Origin of the sequence: Micromonospora sp. WMMD967, from assembly GCF_029626165.1 — a bacterium.
GTDB classification, from domain to species: domain Bacteria; phylum Actinomycetota; class Actinomycetes; order Mycobacteriales; family Micromonosporaceae; genus Micromonospora; species Micromonospora taraxaci.
In genome coordinates this window covers 6,663,029-6,678,794 of sequence record NZ_JARUBK010000001.1, presented here as the reverse complement: position 1 = coordinate 6,678,794, position 15,766 = coordinate 6,663,029, and the positions used below count along the sequence as shown (strand labels likewise).

At 72.5% G+C, this 15,766-nt stretch carries 14 protein-coding genes; 5 read left to right on the top strand and 9 right to left on the bottom strand.

Annotated features, from left to right (window positions below):
• Window positions 1-23: 23 nt before the first annotated feature.
• Complete coding sequence (locus O7631_RS29940) at window positions 24-710, bottom strand: DUF4191 domain-containing protein (RefSeq protein ID WP_278147327.1); 687 nt, start codon at window positions 708-710, stop codon at window positions 24-26.
• Between the two features lie 207 nt (window positions 711-917).
• On the opposite strand from O7631_RS29940, the gene O7631_RS29935 reads away from it, so the two are divergent.
• Window positions 918-1,088, top strand: coding sequence for a hypothetical protein (locus O7631_RS29935; protein ID WP_278147325.1), 171 nt, complete (start codon window positions 918-920; stop codon window positions 1,086-1,088).
• 14 nt (window positions 1,089-1,102) lie between these two features.
• On the opposite strand, the gene O7631_RS29930 is transcribed toward O7631_RS29935, so the two are convergent.
• Entirely contained in the window at window positions 1,103-1,240 is a 138-nt protein-coding gene (locus O7631_RS29930; RefSeq protein WP_278147324.1) for a hypothetical protein, read from the bottom strand.
• Between O7631_RS29930 and O7631_RS29925 the strand changes: the two genes are divergently transcribed.
• Window positions 1,241-4,138, top strand: a complete 2,898-nt coding sequence (locus O7631_RS29925) for a helix-turn-helix transcriptional regulator (RefSeq protein WP_278147323.1) — start codon at window positions 1,241-1,243, stop codon at window positions 4,136-4,138. It abuts the gene before it with no gap.
• Between the two features lie 5 nt (window positions 4,139-4,143).
• On the opposite strand, the gene O7631_RS29920 is transcribed toward O7631_RS29925, so the two are convergent.
• Together O7631_RS29920 and lipA are read right to left on the bottom strand one after the other, a co-directional pair.
• Window positions 4,144-5,838 carry a hypothetical protein gene (locus O7631_RS29920; protein ID WP_278147322.1) on the bottom strand — a complete coding sequence of 565 codons (1,695 nt, stop codon included), beginning with the start codon at window positions 5,836-5,838 and terminating at the stop codon, window positions 4,144-4,146.
• Between the two features lie 53 nt (window positions 5,839-5,891).
• Complete coding sequence (lipA, locus tag O7631_RS29915) at window positions 5,892-6,887, bottom strand: lipoyl synthase (RefSeq protein ID WP_145779627.1); 996 nt, start codon at window positions 6,885-6,887, stop codon at window positions 5,892-5,894.
• 445 nt (window positions 6,888-7,332) lie between these two features.
• Between lipA and aspS the strand changes: the two genes are divergently transcribed.
• The gene (aspS, locus tag O7631_RS29910) at window positions 7,333-8,619 is read left to right on the top strand and encodes an aspartate--tRNA(Asn) ligase (protein WP_278147321.1); all 1,287 of its coding nucleotides are present in this window, start codon (window positions 7,333-7,335) and stop codon (window positions 8,617-8,619) included.
• A gap of 21 nt (window positions 8,620-8,640) precedes the next feature.
• Here the strand turns inward: aspS and lipB are convergent, their stop codons facing one another.
• Together lipB and O7631_RS29900 are read right to left on the bottom strand one after the other, a co-directional pair.
• Window positions 8,641-9,282: a lipoyl(octanoyl) transferase LipB gene (lipB, locus tag O7631_RS29905; protein ID WP_088988311.1), complete on the bottom strand. Its 642-nt coding sequence runs from the start codon at window positions 9,280-9,282 to the stop codon at window positions 8,641-8,643.
• An 82-nt stretch (window positions 9,283-9,364) separates the two neighbouring features.
• Window positions 9,365-11,197, bottom strand: coding sequence for a DUF2079 domain-containing protein (locus O7631_RS29900; protein ID WP_278147320.1), 1,833 nt, complete (start codon window positions 11,195-11,197; stop codon window positions 9,365-9,367).
• A gap of 213 nt (window positions 11,198-11,410) precedes the next feature.
• Between O7631_RS29900 and O7631_RS29895 the strand changes: the two genes are divergently transcribed.
• Entirely contained in the window at window positions 11,411-12,640 is a 1,230-nt protein-coding gene (locus O7631_RS29895) for a PHB depolymerase family esterase (RefSeq protein ID WP_278148061.1), read from the top strand.
• Between the two features lie 95 nt (window positions 12,641-12,735).
• Here the strand turns inward: O7631_RS29895 and O7631_RS29890 are convergent, their stop codons facing one another.
• Entirely contained in the window at window positions 12,736-13,635 is a 900-nt protein-coding gene (locus tag O7631_RS29890) for a TIGR01777 family oxidoreductase (RefSeq protein WP_278147319.1), read from the bottom strand.
• A gap of 120 nt (window positions 13,636-13,755) precedes the next feature.
• A complete protein-coding gene (locus tag O7631_RS29885) occupies window positions 13,756-14,754 on the bottom strand; it encodes an aldo/keto reductase (RefSeq protein WP_278147317.1) in 999 nt (332 codons plus the stop codon).
• Between the two features lie 56 nt (window positions 14,755-14,810).
• On the opposite strand from O7631_RS29885, the gene O7631_RS29880 reads away from it, so the two are divergent.
• Window positions 14,811-15,185 (top strand): MerR family transcriptional regulator, encoded by a 375-nt coding sequence (locus O7631_RS29880; RefSeq protein ID WP_278147316.1) that lies wholly within the window; start codon window positions 14,811-14,813, stop codon window positions 15,183-15,185.
• Between the two features lie 89 nt (window positions 15,186-15,274).
• On the opposite strand, the gene O7631_RS29875 is transcribed toward O7631_RS29880, so the two are convergent.
• Entirely contained in the window at window positions 15,275-15,757 is a 483-nt protein-coding gene (locus O7631_RS29875) for a hemerythrin domain-containing protein (protein WP_278147315.1), read from the bottom strand.
• Window positions 15,758-15,766 lie beyond the last annotated feature (9 nt).

Below are 15,766 nucleotides of genomic sequence, written 5' to 3'. Positions count from 1 at the left end.
TTGTCGGCGTACGTCGAGAGGGGTCAGCGGCCCCGCGACTGGCGGAAGGCACCCGGCGGGCGCATGTTCTTCGGGATCGCGCCCTTGGGCATCTGCGGCCGGGCGGTGAGCGCCTTGAGGCGCTTGTCCAGCGAGTTGACGTCCTTGCCGGAGAGGGCGCGGGGCAGGCGCAGCAGTGTCGTCCGGAGCTTGCGGATGGGCAGCTCGCCCTCTTGCTGCCCGATCACGTAGTCGTGCAGGGGAGCGGAGCCGATCACCTTGGACAGCCGCCGCTTCTCCTGCCCGAGCAGGCCACGCACCCGCTGCGGGTTGCCTTCGGCCAGCAGGATCACGCCCGGGCGGCCGATGACCAGGTGGACCATGTCCATCTGGGTGGTCGAGCTGACCGCCGGGGTCACCCGCCAGTCGCCGCGCATGTTTTCCATGATCTGCGCCGCCGCGCCGGGCTGCCCCTCGGCGGCGTTCATCATCGCCTTGTTGGACCGCAGGTTGAGCACGATCAGCACCGCGAGCAGGATGAACAGGATGCCCAGCGGCAGCCAGATCCAGCCCCAGAGGATGACCGCGACCACGGTGAGGGCGAGCGGGAGCAGCACCGCGGCGGCGACCAGCGGCGCGAACCACCGGTCCTGCTTGGCGGTGAACTGGAACACCATCCCGATCTGCTTCAGCCGCTGGCCGAACGAGACCTTCTCCTGGGGCTTTGCCATGCCGAAGAGTCTAGTGGTCGCCGCCTGCCCCGTTGATCCGCGTCCGGGTGCCGGGGCAACTGAGTACCTTACGTCGCCTCAGGCACCCGGACCGGACGGGTAAGGAGGGTGCCGACCGGGAAGATGAGGCGTCGTGCCCATGCCCGGGTGGGGCCTTCGCGCGAAGAGTCGTCAGCAGACAACGACGACACGACGAAGGAGCCCGACATGTTCGGCAACGACGTAGATTTCCTGCTCACCCTGCACCGTTCCCACGCCGCCGAGTTGCGCGCCGACGCGGCGGCGGACCGGCTCGCGCGGTCGCTGTCCCGCCCGGTCAGTAGAGGTTGGCTGGGTCGGCGCAGGCAGGCCGGCCGCACCGGCGACGCCCGCCGGTGACCGCCCCCACCAGGTCAGCCGCCGGAGTCGAGCCCGACCTCCGGTCGAGCCCGTCCGCCGCACACCGCGGTCGACTCGAACCCGCCCCGCTGCTCGGACACCGGCCGATCGGCGGGGCGGGCGGCGCGGGCCGTCATGGCATGCTCGACCATGTGACCGTACGCGCAGCCAGCTCCGTCCTCGTCGGCCGCCAACGCGAGATCGCGGCACTGCGGGACGCGCTGGGCCGTGCCCGGGCGGGCGAGCCGACCACGGTGCTGGTCGGTGGTGAGGCGGGCGTGGGTAAGACGCGGCTGCTGGAGGAGTTCGCCGGCCAGGCCGTCGGCGGCACGGCCCGGGTGCTCGTCGGTCAGTGCCTGGAGTTGGGCGAGGCCGGCCTGCCGTTCGCTCCGTTCGCCGCCGCGCTGCGTGCGGTGCTCCGCGCGGACGGCCCCGAGGTCTTCGCCGGCTACGAGGCCGAGTTCGCGCCGCTGCTGCCGGAGCTGGGCCGGGCGTCCGCGGCGCTGGCCGGCCCGCGTGCCCTGCCGCTGGGCGACGCCCCGCGCGGCTACCTGTTCGACCTGGTTGCCGAGTTGTTCCTGCGGCTCGCCGACGCCTGCCCGCTGGTCCTGATCATCGAGGATCTGCACTGGGCCGACCGGTCCACTCGGGACCTGATCGGCTTCCTGGTCCGGGCAGCCCGGCCGGGCCGGCTGCTGTTGGTCTGCACCTACCGCACCGACGAGTTGCAGCGTGGGCATCCGCTGCGTCCGTTCCTCGCCGAACTGGACCGGGCGCGTGGTGTGGAGCGGGTCGAACTGGGCCGTCTGGACCGTGACGGCACCGCGGCGATCCTCGCCGACCTGCTCGGTGCCGAGCCACCCGCCCGTGCCGTCGACGACGTCCACAACCGCACCCAGGGCAACCCGTTCTTCATCGAGGAGTTGGCCGTCGCCGGTGACCCGGTGGGCTGCGCCGCGCTCCCCGAGACGCTGCGTGACCTGCTGTTGGCCCGGGTGGAGCGCCTTCCCGAGCCGGCCCAACGGGTGCTGCGCATCGCCGCCGCCGGAGGCACCCGGTTCGCCCACGACCTGATCGCCGAGGTCGCCGGGTTGCCCGACGTCGAGCTGGAGGAGGCACTGCGCGCCGCCGTCGCCGCCCAGCTGGTGGTGGCCGACCGCGACGGTGACTACGAGTTCCGGCACGCGCTGGTCCGCGAGGCCGTACACGACGAGTTGCTCCCCGGCGAGCACGCCCGGCTGCACGCCCGCTTCGCCGCCGCGATCGAGGCGCAGCCGCACCTGGTCGCCGCCGGGCGGGCCCCGGCCGAGATCGCCCACCACTGGCACGCCGCGCACGACCACCCGCGTGCCCTCGTCGCCGCGAAGGCCGCGGCCTGCGCCGCCGCGGAGCGGTACGCGTACGCCGAGCAGCGCCGGCTGCTGGAGCGGGCGTTGGAGCTGTGGGAGTTGGTGCCCGACGCCGCCGACCTGCTCGGCATGGACCACCTGGCGTTGCTGGAGCAGACCCTGGACGCGGCGGTCACCGCCGGCGACTTCAGCCGGGCCAAGACCCTGACCCGGGCCGGACTGGCCGAGGTGGACGCCGACGCCGCGCCGCTGCGGGCCGCCCGCCTGCTGGACCAGAGCGGCCGACTGATGGCCCTGCTCGGCAAGAGTGACGGTGGCCGGGAGCTGGACGAGGCGTACCGGCTGGCGTCCGCCAGCCCGCAGAGCGCGGAGCGGGCCCGGCTGCTGGCCGAGATCGCCGCGCACCTGGTCAAGATCGACCCGCAGAAGGCGGCCCGGGTCGCCGCCGAGGCCGCCGACGACGCCGAGGCGCCCGGCGCACACTCTGCCCTGCTGTCGACGCGGATCGCACTGCTGTGCCACGGCGAGCGGGACCTGACCGGAGGGCTGGTCGAGTTGGGCCGGGCGGCCGCCGCTGCCCGTGCGGCGGGGGACGCCCCGGCCCTGGTGCTCGCCCTGGTGTTCGAGTCGGACATGCTCTGCGAGCTGGGCCGCTACGCCGAGTCCGCGCAGGCTGCCGAGGCCGGCGTGACCGAAGCGCGGCGGGTGGGCATCAGCCGCTCCACCGGGGCGTACCTCCTGTCCAACAGGGCCGAGGCGTTGATCGCGTTGGGCCGGTGGGACGAGGCCGAGGCGGTGTGCGCGGAGGCCGCCCGGATCGACCTGTCCGGTGTCACCGGGCTGCACTGGCTCCAACTGAGCGCCGGACTGCGGCTGGCCCGCGCACGCCCGGGCGCCGACGAGCTGGTCGACCGGGCGCTCACCTTCCTCGGCCGGCCCTACCTGTGGCCGAACCACCGCCTGCCCCTGCACGAACTGGCGATCGAGGCCGCGCTGGCCAGCGACGACAAGGTCGAGGCGGTCCGGGCCGCCCGCGTCGCCGTGGCCGACGACAGCCTGCCGCAGCTCCCCCGGGAGGGGTGGCCGGTGCTCAGCGCGGTAGCGCGTACCGCAGCCCGGGTCGGTGACCGCGACCTTGCGGTGGCCGTGGCGGCGCTCGCCGCCGACCTGCCCGCCCGGCACCCGGCGGCGCGGGCCCACGCAGCCCAGGTCACCGCGCTGCTCGCGGTCGGCGACCAGGCACTGCCGGCCTGGCGTACGGCGGTCGAGGCGTGGCGGGCCGACGGGCAGCCCTACCCGCTGGGCCGTGCGTTGGTGGCGCTGGCCGAGGCGGCTGCCGCCGCCGGTGAGCGCGACGAGACGGCGGCGGCGGTCACCGAGGCCGCCGAGATCGGTCAGCGACTGGGGGCGGTACCGCTGGTGGAGGCGGCCGGCACCCTGGCACGGCGGGTCGGCCTGCGCACCCTCGGGCAGGGCGGGGCGGGCACCGATCTGCTGACCGCGCGGGAGCGGGAGGTGCTGAGACTGGTCGCCGAGGGGCACAGCAACAGCCGGATCGCCGAGCAGCTGTTCATCTCCCCGAAGACGGCGAGCGTGCACGTCTCTCGGATCATCGCGAAGCTGGACGTGACCAACCGCGTGGAGGCCGCCGCCCTGGCCCACCGCCTCGGCCTGCTCAGCGAAACCACAGCGTCGCGCTGACCCGGTCACCGAGGCAGGTAGATCCGCCAGCCGTCGATCGTGACCAGGTCCAGGTCGCCCGCGCGCTGACGCTCGTCCAGCACGTCCGCCAACGGCGATCCGGCCGGTGCCACCCAGGCCGGCGCTGCCGCCTCGTCCACCTCCCGCCGGTAGGCGGGGTAGCGGTCGAAGCCGGGGCGCAGACTGTCGTCGACGACCGCGCAGACGACCCGCTCCGCGCTGGCGAAGATGAGCCGGTTGCAGGTCCAGTAGCCGGCGCGGACGTGTCGTACGCCGAGCTGACGCAGGGTGCTGACCAACTCGGTGTGCCGGGCCTCGGCGGCCCGGGTCGTCGGTGCGGTCTGCGCTGCCCGCCAGGTGGCGTGAGCGGCGGTGCCCACCGTGGCGACCAGCAACACCACAGCGACCGAACGGGCCAGCGCGACCGAACGGGCCACCGTCGAGGAGACTCCGCGCCGGCCGGTCGCCACCGGACGAAGCCCGTCCCGGGCCACCGTCCACACCGGCCAGAGCAGCGCCGGTAGGGAGATGAGCAGGCAGGACAGGTAGCGGGAACTCTCCACCGGGGTCAGGCCGGCGGAACTGCTCACCGTGTACGCGCCCACAGTGGCCACCGCGGCCAGCACGAGCGCCAGCCGGACCGCCGCCGCCACCCGGGCCGACACCCCGGACTCGGCAGCGCCGGCGGAGTCCGAGGCGCCGGCAGGCTCAGCTGCGCCGGCGGAATCCGCCGGGATGGGCGAGCGCAGTGCGCGCCAGGCGCTGACCGCGCCGAGGGCCAGCAGCAGCGGCAGGGCGAGCGCCCACCAGAGTTGCCAGCTGGCGCATCGCCCCGGGTCGCAGAAGCCCATCCCCAGCGACGGGCCGAGCAGCAGGCCGCCGTGCAGCCGGTCGGCCCAACCGGCGGTGGCGTTGGCACCGCTGGCGGCGAGCACCGCGTGCAGCGGGTTGCGTCCGTCCAGCAGGCTGTGCAGCAGCAGCGGGGCCGCCCCCAGCACGGCCGCCGCCCCGAGCAGCGCCCCGGCCGCACCCCACAGCTCCCGCCGGCGGAACCCGACGAGCACCGCCCCGGTCGCCACCACGTACGGGAGCACGAGTGGGTCGACCCAGAGCATCAGGCCGGCCAGGAAACCCCACGTCGCCCAGCGGGCCAGCCGCGGGCCCGCCCGGCCGGTGGCCAGGTCCACGGCGAGTACGGCCAGCGCCACGCCGGCCGCGTTCATCTCGGGGTACCCGCCGCCGGCGATGAGCTGGTTCTTGACGATCCGGTCGGAGCCGAGCGCCAACAGCGCCACCACCAGCAGCCCGAACCACCGGTCCCCGGTCAGTCGCAGTGTCAACCGCCAGGCCAGCAGCAGGAACACCACGTACAGCACCAGCGTGGGCAGTCGCAGACCGACCAGCGACGGCTCACCGGCCAGCGCGAACACCGGTGCGGCCAGGTACGCCTCCAGCGTGCCCATGTACTGCTGGCCGTAGAACCAGACCGGGAAGTCCTCGCCCCGGGCGATGTGCAGCGCGGCCAGCCCCATGGTGGCCTCGTCGCTGTTCGTCGGCGGTGTCGCGTGTGCCAGCAGCCAGAGGCGGTAACCCACGCCGGCGAGCAGCACGAACGCGGTGAGCCAGCCGGCCGGTCCGAGGTGTGCGACGGCCCGCGGACGACCTGCGTCGCGTGGCTGCTCGCGTACCCCGGCGGTCATCGCACGATCATGACACCCGGGCGCCGCACGGTCCGTGCGGCGCTGCCGGTGGGTCAGCCGGCGGTGACGACCGACGCGGCGGCGCGGGCGTCGATGGCCTGCTGGTAGAGCCGGCCGGCCCGGTACGACGAGCGCACCAGCGGCCCGCTCATCACCCCGGCGAAGCCGATTTCCTCGGCCTCCTCGCGCAGCTCGACGAACTCCTCCGGCTTGACCCAACGGGTCACCGGGTGGTGCCGGGGGGAGGGGCGCAGGTACTGGGTGATGGTGATCAGCTCACAGCCGGCGTCGTGCAGGTCGCGCAGCGCCTGCGAGACCTCGGCCCGCTCCTCGCCCATGCCCAGGATGAGGTTGCTCTTGGTGACCAGGCCGTCGGCGCGGGCCTGCCGGATCACGTCCAGCGAACGGTCGTAGCGGAAGGCCGGGCGGATGCGCTTGAAGATGCGCGGCACGGTCTCCACGTTGTGGGCCAGCACCTCCGGGCGGGAACCGAAGACCTCGGCCAGCTGCTCGGGGACGGCGTTGAAGTCCGGGATCAGCAGCTCGACGCCGCAGCCGGGCTGGAGGGCGTGGATCTGCCGGACGGTCTCGGCGTACAGCCACGCGCCGCCGTCGGGCAGGTCGTCGCGGGCGACGCCGGTGATGGTCGCGTAGCGAAGGCCCATCGAGACCACCGACTCGGCCACGCGACGCGGCTCGTCGGCGTCGAACTCGGCCGGCTTGCCGGTGTCGATCTGGCAGAAGTCGCAGCGTCGGGTGCACTGGTCACCACCGATGAGGAAGGTGGCTTCCCGGTCTTCCCAGCACTCGTAGATGTTGGGGCAGCCGGCCTCCTGGCAGACGGTGTGCAGCCCTTCGCGCGAGACGAGCCCGCGCAGTTGGGTGTACTCCGGCCCCATCTTGGCCTTGACCTTGATCCATGGCGGTTTGCGCTCGATCGGCGTCTCGGCGTTGCGCGCCTCGATCCGCAGCAGGCGTCGCCCCTCGGGGGCCGCCGTTGCGGTACGCGCTGCCTGGCCGGTCGTCGGCGCGGAGTGCTCGATCGTCACGAAAACGAGCCTACGCCGGACGGCGGGTGTCTATGTGCGTCGGGCGACCGGCGTCACGCCGCAGATGTTGTGACGCCGGACACCGGCATGTCGAAAATGGGCGTCACACGAGAGGGTTTCGGGTGCTACGGTCAGCGCCAACAGCGACGACGGAGCCGAGTAGCGCCCCGACCCGCCAGTGCAGAGAGCCGCCGGTGCTGAGAGGCGGTCTGGCGCCGGTGCGTGAAGACCCTCCCGAGCTGCGGGCAGAACGGCCGCAACGCCTAGTAGAGCCCGCCCGGTTGGCCCCGGTCATCAGGCGACGAACGAGGCCCCCGCTCCGGCGGGGGTGAAGGTGTGGTGGCACCGCGAGGATCCCGCTCGCCCACACCTCCCTGGGGCTGACGCGACGCATCGCTTCCCCAGGGCGGCGATGGCGTGGCGATCGACCGAGGAGCAGCACGCCATGCAGAGAACCCTGTCCCACGACCTGCCCGCCCGGATCGGCGAGACCGTGCGTATCGCCGGCTGGGTGCACCGCCGCCGACTGCTCAAGTCGGTGGCCTTCCTGATCGTGCGGGACGCCGCCGGCTTGGCCCAGGTGGTCGTCACCGACCCGGCCGTCCGCGCCGACCTGGAGAAACTCACCGAGGAGACGGTCATCGAGGTGACCGCGACGGTCACCGCGAACGACACCGCGCCCGCCGGGGTCGAGCTGACCGACCCGAGGGTACGACCACTCGGGCCGCCCGCCGTGCCACCACCGTTCGACCTGTACCGGCCGGCGCTCACCGCGAGCCTGCCCACCCAGCTGGACAACGCCCCGACCGCGTTGCGACACCCGACCCGGTCGTCCGCGCTACGGATCTCGGCGGCGGCGGTGGCCGGGTTCCGGACCGCCCTCGACGCCCAGCGGTTCGTGGAGATCCACACCCCGAAGGTCGTCAGCTCCTCCACCGAGAGCGGGGCGAACGTCTTCGCGCTGGACTGGTTCGGCGGGCCCGCGTACCTGGCCCAGTCACCGCAGTTCTACAAGCAACTGATGGTCGGTGTCTTCGAACGGGTCTACGAGGTGGGACCGGTCTTCCGGGCCGAGCCGCACGACACCGTCCGGCACCTCGCGCAGTACACCTCGCTCGACGCGGAGCTGGGTTTCGTCGTCGACCACTCCGACGTGATGCGGGTGCTGCGCGACACGGTGGCCGGGATGCTGGACACGGTCGGTGAGCGGGCCGGGGGCGCGCTGACCACGCTCGGCGTCGACGTGCCGGTCGTGCCGGCGGAGATCCCGGCGGTGCACTTCACCGAGGCGCTGGCGATCGCCGGTGCGCCCGCCGACGAGCCGGACCTCGCGCCCGCCCATGAACGGGCACTGGGCGAGTGGGCCCGCCGCGAACACGGGTCGGACTTCGTCTTCGTCACCGGCTACCCGATGGCGAAGCGACCGTTCTACACCCACCCCGACCCGGCGCGGCCCGCGTACTCGAACGGGTTCGACCTGCTCTTCCGTGGTCTGGAGCTGGTCACCGGCGGGCAGCGGTTGCACCGGCACGCCGACTACCTGGCGGCGTTGGCGGCCCGGGGCGAGCCGACCGAGCCGTACGCCGGCTATCTTGACGCGTTCCGGCACGGCATGCCGCCGCACGGTGGCTTCGCCATCGGCCTGGAACGCTTCGTCGCCCGCCTGGTCGGCGCGGCGAACATCCGGGAGGTCACCGCGTTCCCGCGCGACCTGCACCGACTCACCCCGTAGGGCCGTGCGCCGGCTGTGCGCTCAGATTTCGATCAGGGTGGACAGCCGGCGCTCGACCACCGGGAGCACGTCGGCGACGGTGATCGGGCGGCCCAGCTCGGCGGTGAGCGAGGTGACGCCCGCGTCGCGGATGCCGCACGGCACGATCCGGTCGAAGTACGTCAGGTCGCAGTCACAGTTGATCGAGAAGCCGTGCAGGGTGACGCCCCGGGCCACCCGGATGCCGATGGCCGCCACCTTGCGGGCCGGCCCTCGGTCGTCAGCGGGCACCCAGACCCCGCTGCGCCCCTCGACCCGACCAGCGGTCAGCCCGAACTCCGCGCACACGTCGATGAGCAGCTCTTCGGTGCGGCGCACGTAGGCGACCACGTCCACCGGGTCGGGCAGGCGCAGGATCGGGTAACCGACGAGCTGCCCCGGCCCGTGCCAGGTGATCTTGCCGCCGCGGTCCACGTCGACGACCGGGGTGCCGTCCATGGGCCGGTCCCACGGTTCGGTGCGCTTGCCCGCTGTGTAGACGCTCGGGTGCTCCAGCAGCAGCACCGTGTCGCCGCGCTCGCCCGCCACCACCGACTCGTGCAGGCTCCGCTGCTCGTCCCAGGCGGCCTGGTAGTCGAGCAGACCGGCACGGACGGCCGTCAGGCCGGGGGTCGTCGTTGTCACGGCAACCAGCCTAGTCCCGTCCGGGGCTATCATCCCTGGTGAGCCGCCTCACCAGGGTCTGGTCACACCCGAAGTCGGCGGATCATCGGTCGGCGGACGGGATGCGCCAGAGCCACACGTCGTCGACCCGTTGCGGTTCGCCGAACAGGGCGGTCCCGGTACGCCGCAGCGCCTCCTCGTCGACCTCGAACTTCGCGCCGTGCACCTCGTCGGCGAGCACCACCGTCTCGATCCGCCAGTGCCGCAGGTCCGACTGGACCTCCCGGATGGTCCCGTCGGTGATGATCGGCACCAGGCCGGTGCGACCGGCCTGGTCCATCAGGGCGCTGAGGGTGCGCGGGACCGGGCCGATCCGGCCACGCCCGTCCGGCCCGCCGGGGCCGAGGAAGAAGCCGCCGGGAATGGCGAACTCGCCCTGCCGGTGCGACAACGCGTACGCCTGCCAGCGCTGGCCGTCCGGGTAGATGTCGACGGTCAGCGGCACCGGTGTGAGCACACCGTCCGGTGAGACGTACTCCCGCCAGGTGCCGGAGGTGATGAATCGTGGGATGGGTTCCCGCTCGTCGGTCAGCAGCGGGGTGGGCAGCAACGGCACCAGGGCCACCGCGAACCCGATCAGCCAGGCCAACTCCGTGGAGCGGTGCCGGGGCGGCGCGGCGCGCAACTGGTCGACGGCGTACGCCAGCACCAGCCCGATCACCGGTGCGACGATCAGCGCCAGCCGGGCGGGCAGCGCGGCGTTCACCACCGGAAGTTGGCCGAGCACGTCGAACGGCATGGGCAGGTCGGTGCGGCGCCCGTCGACCTTGGCGACCGGGCCGAAGGAGAGCACCGAGAAGATCAGCGCGAGGGCGCCCAGCGCCCAGAGGGTGGCCCGCCGGCTCGCGTCGGCCCGTCGCCAGAGCGCGACGAAGCAGACCACTGTGAGGATCAGCAGCGGGATACCGAAGAAGGAGTTCTCCTCCGTCGGGTTCGGTGCGAGCGAGGTGCCGAGCCCCGCCTCACCGGCCAGTGAGCGGCGTGGGAAGGCGGCGAACGCCGCGATGTCCTCGGAATGGATCACCGGGTCGAATCCTGTGCCGTGGAACCGTTGCGGTCCGGCGAAGTGCAACCACAGCGGGTACGACAGCAGCACGCCGGCGACCACTGCGGTCACCCCGAGCCCGCGCAGGAAGGCGGGCAGCACGGCGCGTGCCTCGGCGCGGTTGGCCGGATGCAGTGACCAGACGGCGACGAACACCCCGAGCGCCAGCGCGGTGAAGAAGAGCCCTTCGGCGGCGATCGAGAAGGCCACCGCCACCAGCACGCCGAGGATCACTCCGTCGCGGAGCCAGTGCCCCGCCCGGCGCAGCGCGAACAGCCGCCAGATCAGCAGCGGCACCAGCCAACCGGCGGTCCAGTTCAGGTGGGCGTTGGCGTGCGACACCATGCCGGGGGAGTAGGCGATGAACAGGGCGCCGATCCCGGCGGCAAGCCGGCTGCGGACCAGGTGCCGGGAGAGGAACCAGTACCAGACCAGCGCGGTGGCGAACAGGTTCAGGGTGAGGATCACCAGGAACGTCGCCGGCGGCCCGATGAGGTACGTGAGCGGTGCGAACACCACCGCGTACACCGTGATCGAGGTGTTGACCGCGAGGTTCACCCCGTCCGGGACGTTGATCAGGTAGGTGAAGAGCGGGTTGTCGCCGTGGGTGACCGCGTGCCCGCCGAAGGCCAGCAGCCACTCGAAGAGAGCCTGGTCGCTGGAGTTGACGGTGATGGTGCGGGTGTTCGGGTCCCGCCACAGGCCACTCGTCACCCAGACGGCGAGCGCGAGCGCCACCACCACGACGATCAGGTCGGCCCGGCGATCTCGGACGACGCGCGGCGGTGACGCTGGCGCGGGCCCGGTGGCCAGCGACGGGGAGGACGGCACGCAGCGGACGTTACCAACCGGACCTGGACACGCCGGTCAGACCGGCGGTTGTCGTGGGTTCCCCTTCCGGTCCGGCGGCCGCTGGCTCGACGTACACAGCGGTCGCCGTAAATGTGTGAGTGTGCCCCATGTCATAGCGGCGACACATCGTCGTAACGTCTCGGCAATTCGACCGTGACCCAGTTCACAGTCCGCCCCTTCCAGGAGGCCGCCGTGCGCCGCTCCTCGTCCATCCTCACCCGGCTGATCGGCGCGGTCGCCGGGCTCTCCCTGGCCCTGGCCGGTGTGTTCGCCATCGCCGCACCCGCCCAGGCCGCCACCCTCACCCAGGTCACCGGGTTCGGCTCCAACCCGGGCAACCTCGCCATGTACGCCTACCGACCGGACAACCTGCCGGCCAACTCCCCGGCCGTCGTCCTCCTGCACGGCTGCACCCAGAACGCCTCCGGATACTTCTCCAACTCGGGTTGGCAGAAGTACGCCGACCAGTGGAAGTTCACGCTGATCGTCGCCCAGCAGCCCTCCGGCAACAACGCCAACTCCTGCTTCAACTTCTTCGAGGCCGGGGACACCACCCGAGGTCAGGGTGAGGCGCTGTCCATCAAGCAGATGGTCGACCACGCCAAGGCCAACTTCGGCGTGAACGGCTCCCGGGTCTACGTCAGCGGTCTGTCCGCGGGCGGGGCGATGAGCGCCGTCATGCTCGCCACCTACCCGGACGTCTTCGCCGCCGGGTCGATCATCGCGGGGATCCCGTACCGCTGCGCCACCAGCATGGTCAACGCGTTCAGCTGCATGAACCCGGGCGCGGACAAGACCCCGGCCGCCTGGGGCGACCTGGTGCGCGGCGCGTACTCCGGCTACACCGGCCCGCGGCCCCGGGTGGCCATCTGGCACGGCACCTCGGACACCACAGTCACCCCGCTCAACGGCACCGAGTCCCGCGACCAGTGGACCAACGTGCGGGGGGTCTCGCAGACCCCGAGCAGCACGTCGTCGCTGCCCGGCAACACGACCCTCGAGGTGTACGGCAACGACGACGTACGCCTCTACCGGGTCTCCGGAATGGGCCACGGCACCCCGGTCGACCCGGGCTCCGGCGCGGACCAGTGCGGCACCGCCGGCGCGTACTTCCTGGACACCATCTGCTCGACGTACCGGGACGCGCTCTTCTTCGGTCTGAACGGCGGCGGCACCACCCCGACCCCCACCCCGACGGTCACGCCCACGCCGACCACTACGGTCACCCCGACGCCCACCCCGACCGTGCCGGCGACCTGCGTGACGGCCAGCAACTACGCGCACGTCACGGCCGGCCGGGCGTACCAGTCCGGTGGCTACGCCTACGCCAACGGCTCCAACCAGCGGATGGGGCTCTACAACACCTTCTACACCAGCGCCCTCAAGCAGACCGGCCCCAACTACTGGGTGATCGGCTGCTGACCCCTCCCGTGCCGCGTTGATCAAGAAGTTTGCGTCAGATTCCGGCTCCCGGATGACGCAAACCTCTTGATCAACGCGAACGGCGGCGGCGCTGGTCAGTCCTTCAGGGCCGCGGCCAGGGCGGTGGGGAGAGTGCTGTGGTGGTACGCGTAGCCGGCTCGGGTGAGGACGGTCGGGAGGACTCTGGTGCTGGTGAGGGCCTCGTGGGCGAAGCCGCCGAGGACCACCTTGAGCGCCAGCGCGGGGATCGGCATGATCGCCGGCCGGTGCAGCTGTCGGGCCAGCTCGCGGGTGAACTCGGCGTTCGTCACCGGGTTCGGCCCCACCACGTTGACCGGGCCGGAGATCTCGTCGTGGTCCAACAGGAAGCGGGTCGCGTCCAGCCAGTCCTCCATCGAGATCCACGGCAGCCACTGCCGGCCGCTACCCAGCCGGCCCGCGATGCCCAGCTTGAACGGCAGCAACTGCGGCTTGAGCAGACCACCGTCGCGGTGCAGCGGCAGGCCGGTACGCAGGCGCACGACGCGTACCCCGGCGTCCTCGGCCGGTCGGGTCGCGGCCTCCCACACCCGGCAGACGTCGGCCAGGAAGCCCTCACCGGCCGGCGCGTCCTCCTCGACCGCCCGGTCGCCGGTGTTGCCGTACCACCCCACGGCCGAGGAGTTGAGCAACACCCGCGGGCGGTCGCCGGCGGGAAGCCCGGCGACGGTGGTCGCCAGCGTCGTGGTGCTGTCCACCCGGCTGGTGCGGATCAACCGCCGGTAGTCGTCGTTCCAGCGCTTGTCGCCCACGCCCGCGCCGGCCAGGTTGACCACCGCGTCCGCCTCCGCGACCGCAGCCGGGTCGAGCTGCCCGGCGGCCGGGTCCCACTGCCGTTCGTCGGGGGTACGCGGCGGCCGCCGGACCAGCCGGGTGATCTGGTGTCCGTCGGCGGTCAGGCGATCGGCCAACCGGGTGCCGAGGAAGCCGGACGCGCCGGCCAGAAGGATCCGCATGCTCATATCTTCGGGTACGGGCGGCAGGTTGGATGCGTCGAGCCCGCGGACCACACGTTTCGCCGCCCGCTCACCCGGTTCCGCGACGTCCCCACCTCACCCGGAGGCCTGGCACGGTGGTCAGACCGCCGAGGCCGGACGCAGGTCGGCCAGGAGACGCTCCACGTCGGCGTACGCCTCGGCGTCGAGCGGCCCGAGCGCCAGGGTGGCCAGGTTCTCGTCGGCCTGCGCCACAGTGCGTAGGCCAGGGATCGGCACCGTACGCGGGCTGCGCGCCAACAGCCAGCCCAGCGCGCCCTGCGCGAGCGTCCGACCGTCGGCGGTGAGCGCCTCGCGGACCTGCTCGACCCGTGCCGCCCAGCGGGGCGTCGGCCGACCGTCGGTGAACCACTCCAGCCACTCCGGTGCCCGACCGCGTACGTCGTCCGCCCCGACCGCCCGGGTCGACCCGGTGAGCAACCCCATCGCCAGCGGGCCACGGTTGAGGCTGGCCAGGTCGTGGGTGTCGCAGACCGCCAGCACCGCCGCGTTGTCCCGCAGCACCGACTCGTCGTGCTGGATGGCGGCACAGTGCGGGCCGGCGGCCGCGAACGCCTCCGCCGAGGCCGGGTCGTCGGTGCTCCAGCCGTACGCCCGGATCTTGCCTTGGTCGACCAGGGCCTCCAGGGTGTCGACCAGATCGAGCGCGGCGGGCACCGGGAGCGCGTTGATGTGCAGTTGGTAGAGGTCGACGTGGTCGGTGCCGAGCCGGCGCAGCGAGTCTTCCAGGCTGCGTACCGCGAAGGCCGGGCTGGCGTCGGTGCCGAGCGCCCGCCGGGTCGCCTCCTCGCTGACGTTGCCGAACTTCGTGGCGATCACCACGTCGTCCCGTCGGCCGGCCAGGGCCCGCCCGAGGATCCGCTCGCTGTGCCCCGCGCCGTAGTTGCTGGCCGTGTCGAACAGGGTCACCCCGAGGTCGAGCGCACGGTGGATGGTGCGGATGGACTCGTCGTCGTCGACGTCGCCCCAGCCGAACGGCTGCCGGTCCGTACCCCAGAGAGGGCCACCGATGGCCCAGCACCCCATTCCGATCGCGCTCACCGTGATACCGCTGCGTCCCAACGTTCGTGTCGTCGTCATGCGGACCAGCCTCCAACCTGGAGCGCGCTCCAGGTCAAGCACTAGGATCGCGCGACATGAGCGGTTACGCCCCCTCGGAGGCCGCCCGCCGCAGCGGCTTCAGTCTGGACACCCTGCGGTACTACGAGAAGATCGGCCTGCTCGCCGACGTGGACCGGACGGCGGGCGGGCAGCGGGTCTTCACCGACGACGACCTCGGCTGGCTGGAGCTGTTCCGTTGCCTGCGCGACACCGGGATGCCGATCGCGCAGATGCGCCGCTACGCCCAACTGGCCCGCGAGGGTGAGCACACCGCCGACGAGCGTCGTGAGCTGCTGCAACACCACGCGGTACGCGTCGAGGAGCAGATGGACCTGCTCCAGCGCCAGTACGAGCACCTCCGGGAGAAGATCCGCTACTACGAGCGGCTGCCCGGCCCGTCGCCGTCATGACGGTGGCGGCGACCGGCCGTTGCGCCGACGTGGTGGTGTCCCGGGATCGGGGACCCCGCCGCATCGGCGATCCGGGTGTCGGTCACGGCTCAGCCGGGGCGTGGCGCGGTCAGGCCGAGCAGTTCCTCGGCGGTCCCGGGTCGACCGGTGAGCGCGTTCAGGGCGGAGACCAGCCGCTTCTCCTCGTAGCGGAAGTGCGACTGGAGCAGGGCGGCCAACCCGTCCAGCTCACCGCGCACCTGGTCGACCGGCACGGCGACGTCGCCGGCCAGTAACGCCTCGACCCGCCCCAGGATGCCCGCCACCACCTCGTGGTCGGTGATCAGGTTCGCGATCACCGGACGCAGTTCGGGGACCTGCTCGGCCAGCAACCGGAACGCGCCGGCGTCCTCACCGGTGTGGTGTCGTCCGAGCGCGGTGCAGAAGGCCAGGCAGTGCGCCCGCAGATCCCGGGACGGGGTGTCGAGGTCTGCCGTGAGACGGGCCAGTTCCGCGCTGAGCCAGAGGTGGATCTCGATCATCTGATTGCCGACAGCGGCGAGCCGGTCGGCCGGTGAACCATGTGGGTGCACGTAAACCCC

What these genes read in the sequence shown, in the direction of transcription:
- aspS (WP_278147321.1), top strand. Translation starts at nt 7,333, where the DNA reads ATGCAGAGAACCCTGTCCCACGACCTGCCCGCCCGGATCGGCGAGACC.
- O7631_RS29880 (WP_278147316.1), top strand. Translation starts at nt 14,811, where the DNA reads ATGAGCGGTTACGCCCCCTCGGAGGCCGCCCGCCGCAGCGGCTTCAGT.
- O7631_RS29930 (WP_278147324.1), bottom strand. Translation starts at nt 1,240, where the DNA reads ATGGTCGAGCATGCCATGACGGCCCGCGCCGCCCGCCCCGCCGATCGG.
- O7631_RS29935 (WP_278147325.1), top strand. Translation starts at nt 918, where the DNA reads ATGTTCGGCAACGACGTAGATTTCCTGCTCACCCTGCACCGTTCCCAC.
- O7631_RS29885 (WP_278147317.1), bottom strand. Translation starts at nt 14,754, where the DNA reads ATGACGACGACACGAACGTTGGGACGCAGCGGTATCACGGTGAGCGCG.
- O7631_RS29890 (WP_278147319.1), bottom strand. Translation starts at nt 13,635, where the DNA reads ATGCGGATCCTTCTGGCCGGCGCGTCCGGCTTCCTCGGCACCCGGTTG.
- O7631_RS29940 (WP_278147327.1), bottom strand. Translation starts at nt 710, where the DNA reads ATGGCAAAGCCCCAGGAGAAGGTCTCGTTCGGCCAGCGGCTGAAGCAG.
- O7631_RS29920 (WP_278147322.1), bottom strand. Translation starts at nt 5,838, where the DNA reads ATGACCGCCGGGGTACGCGAGCAGCCACGCGACGCAGGTCGTCCGCGG.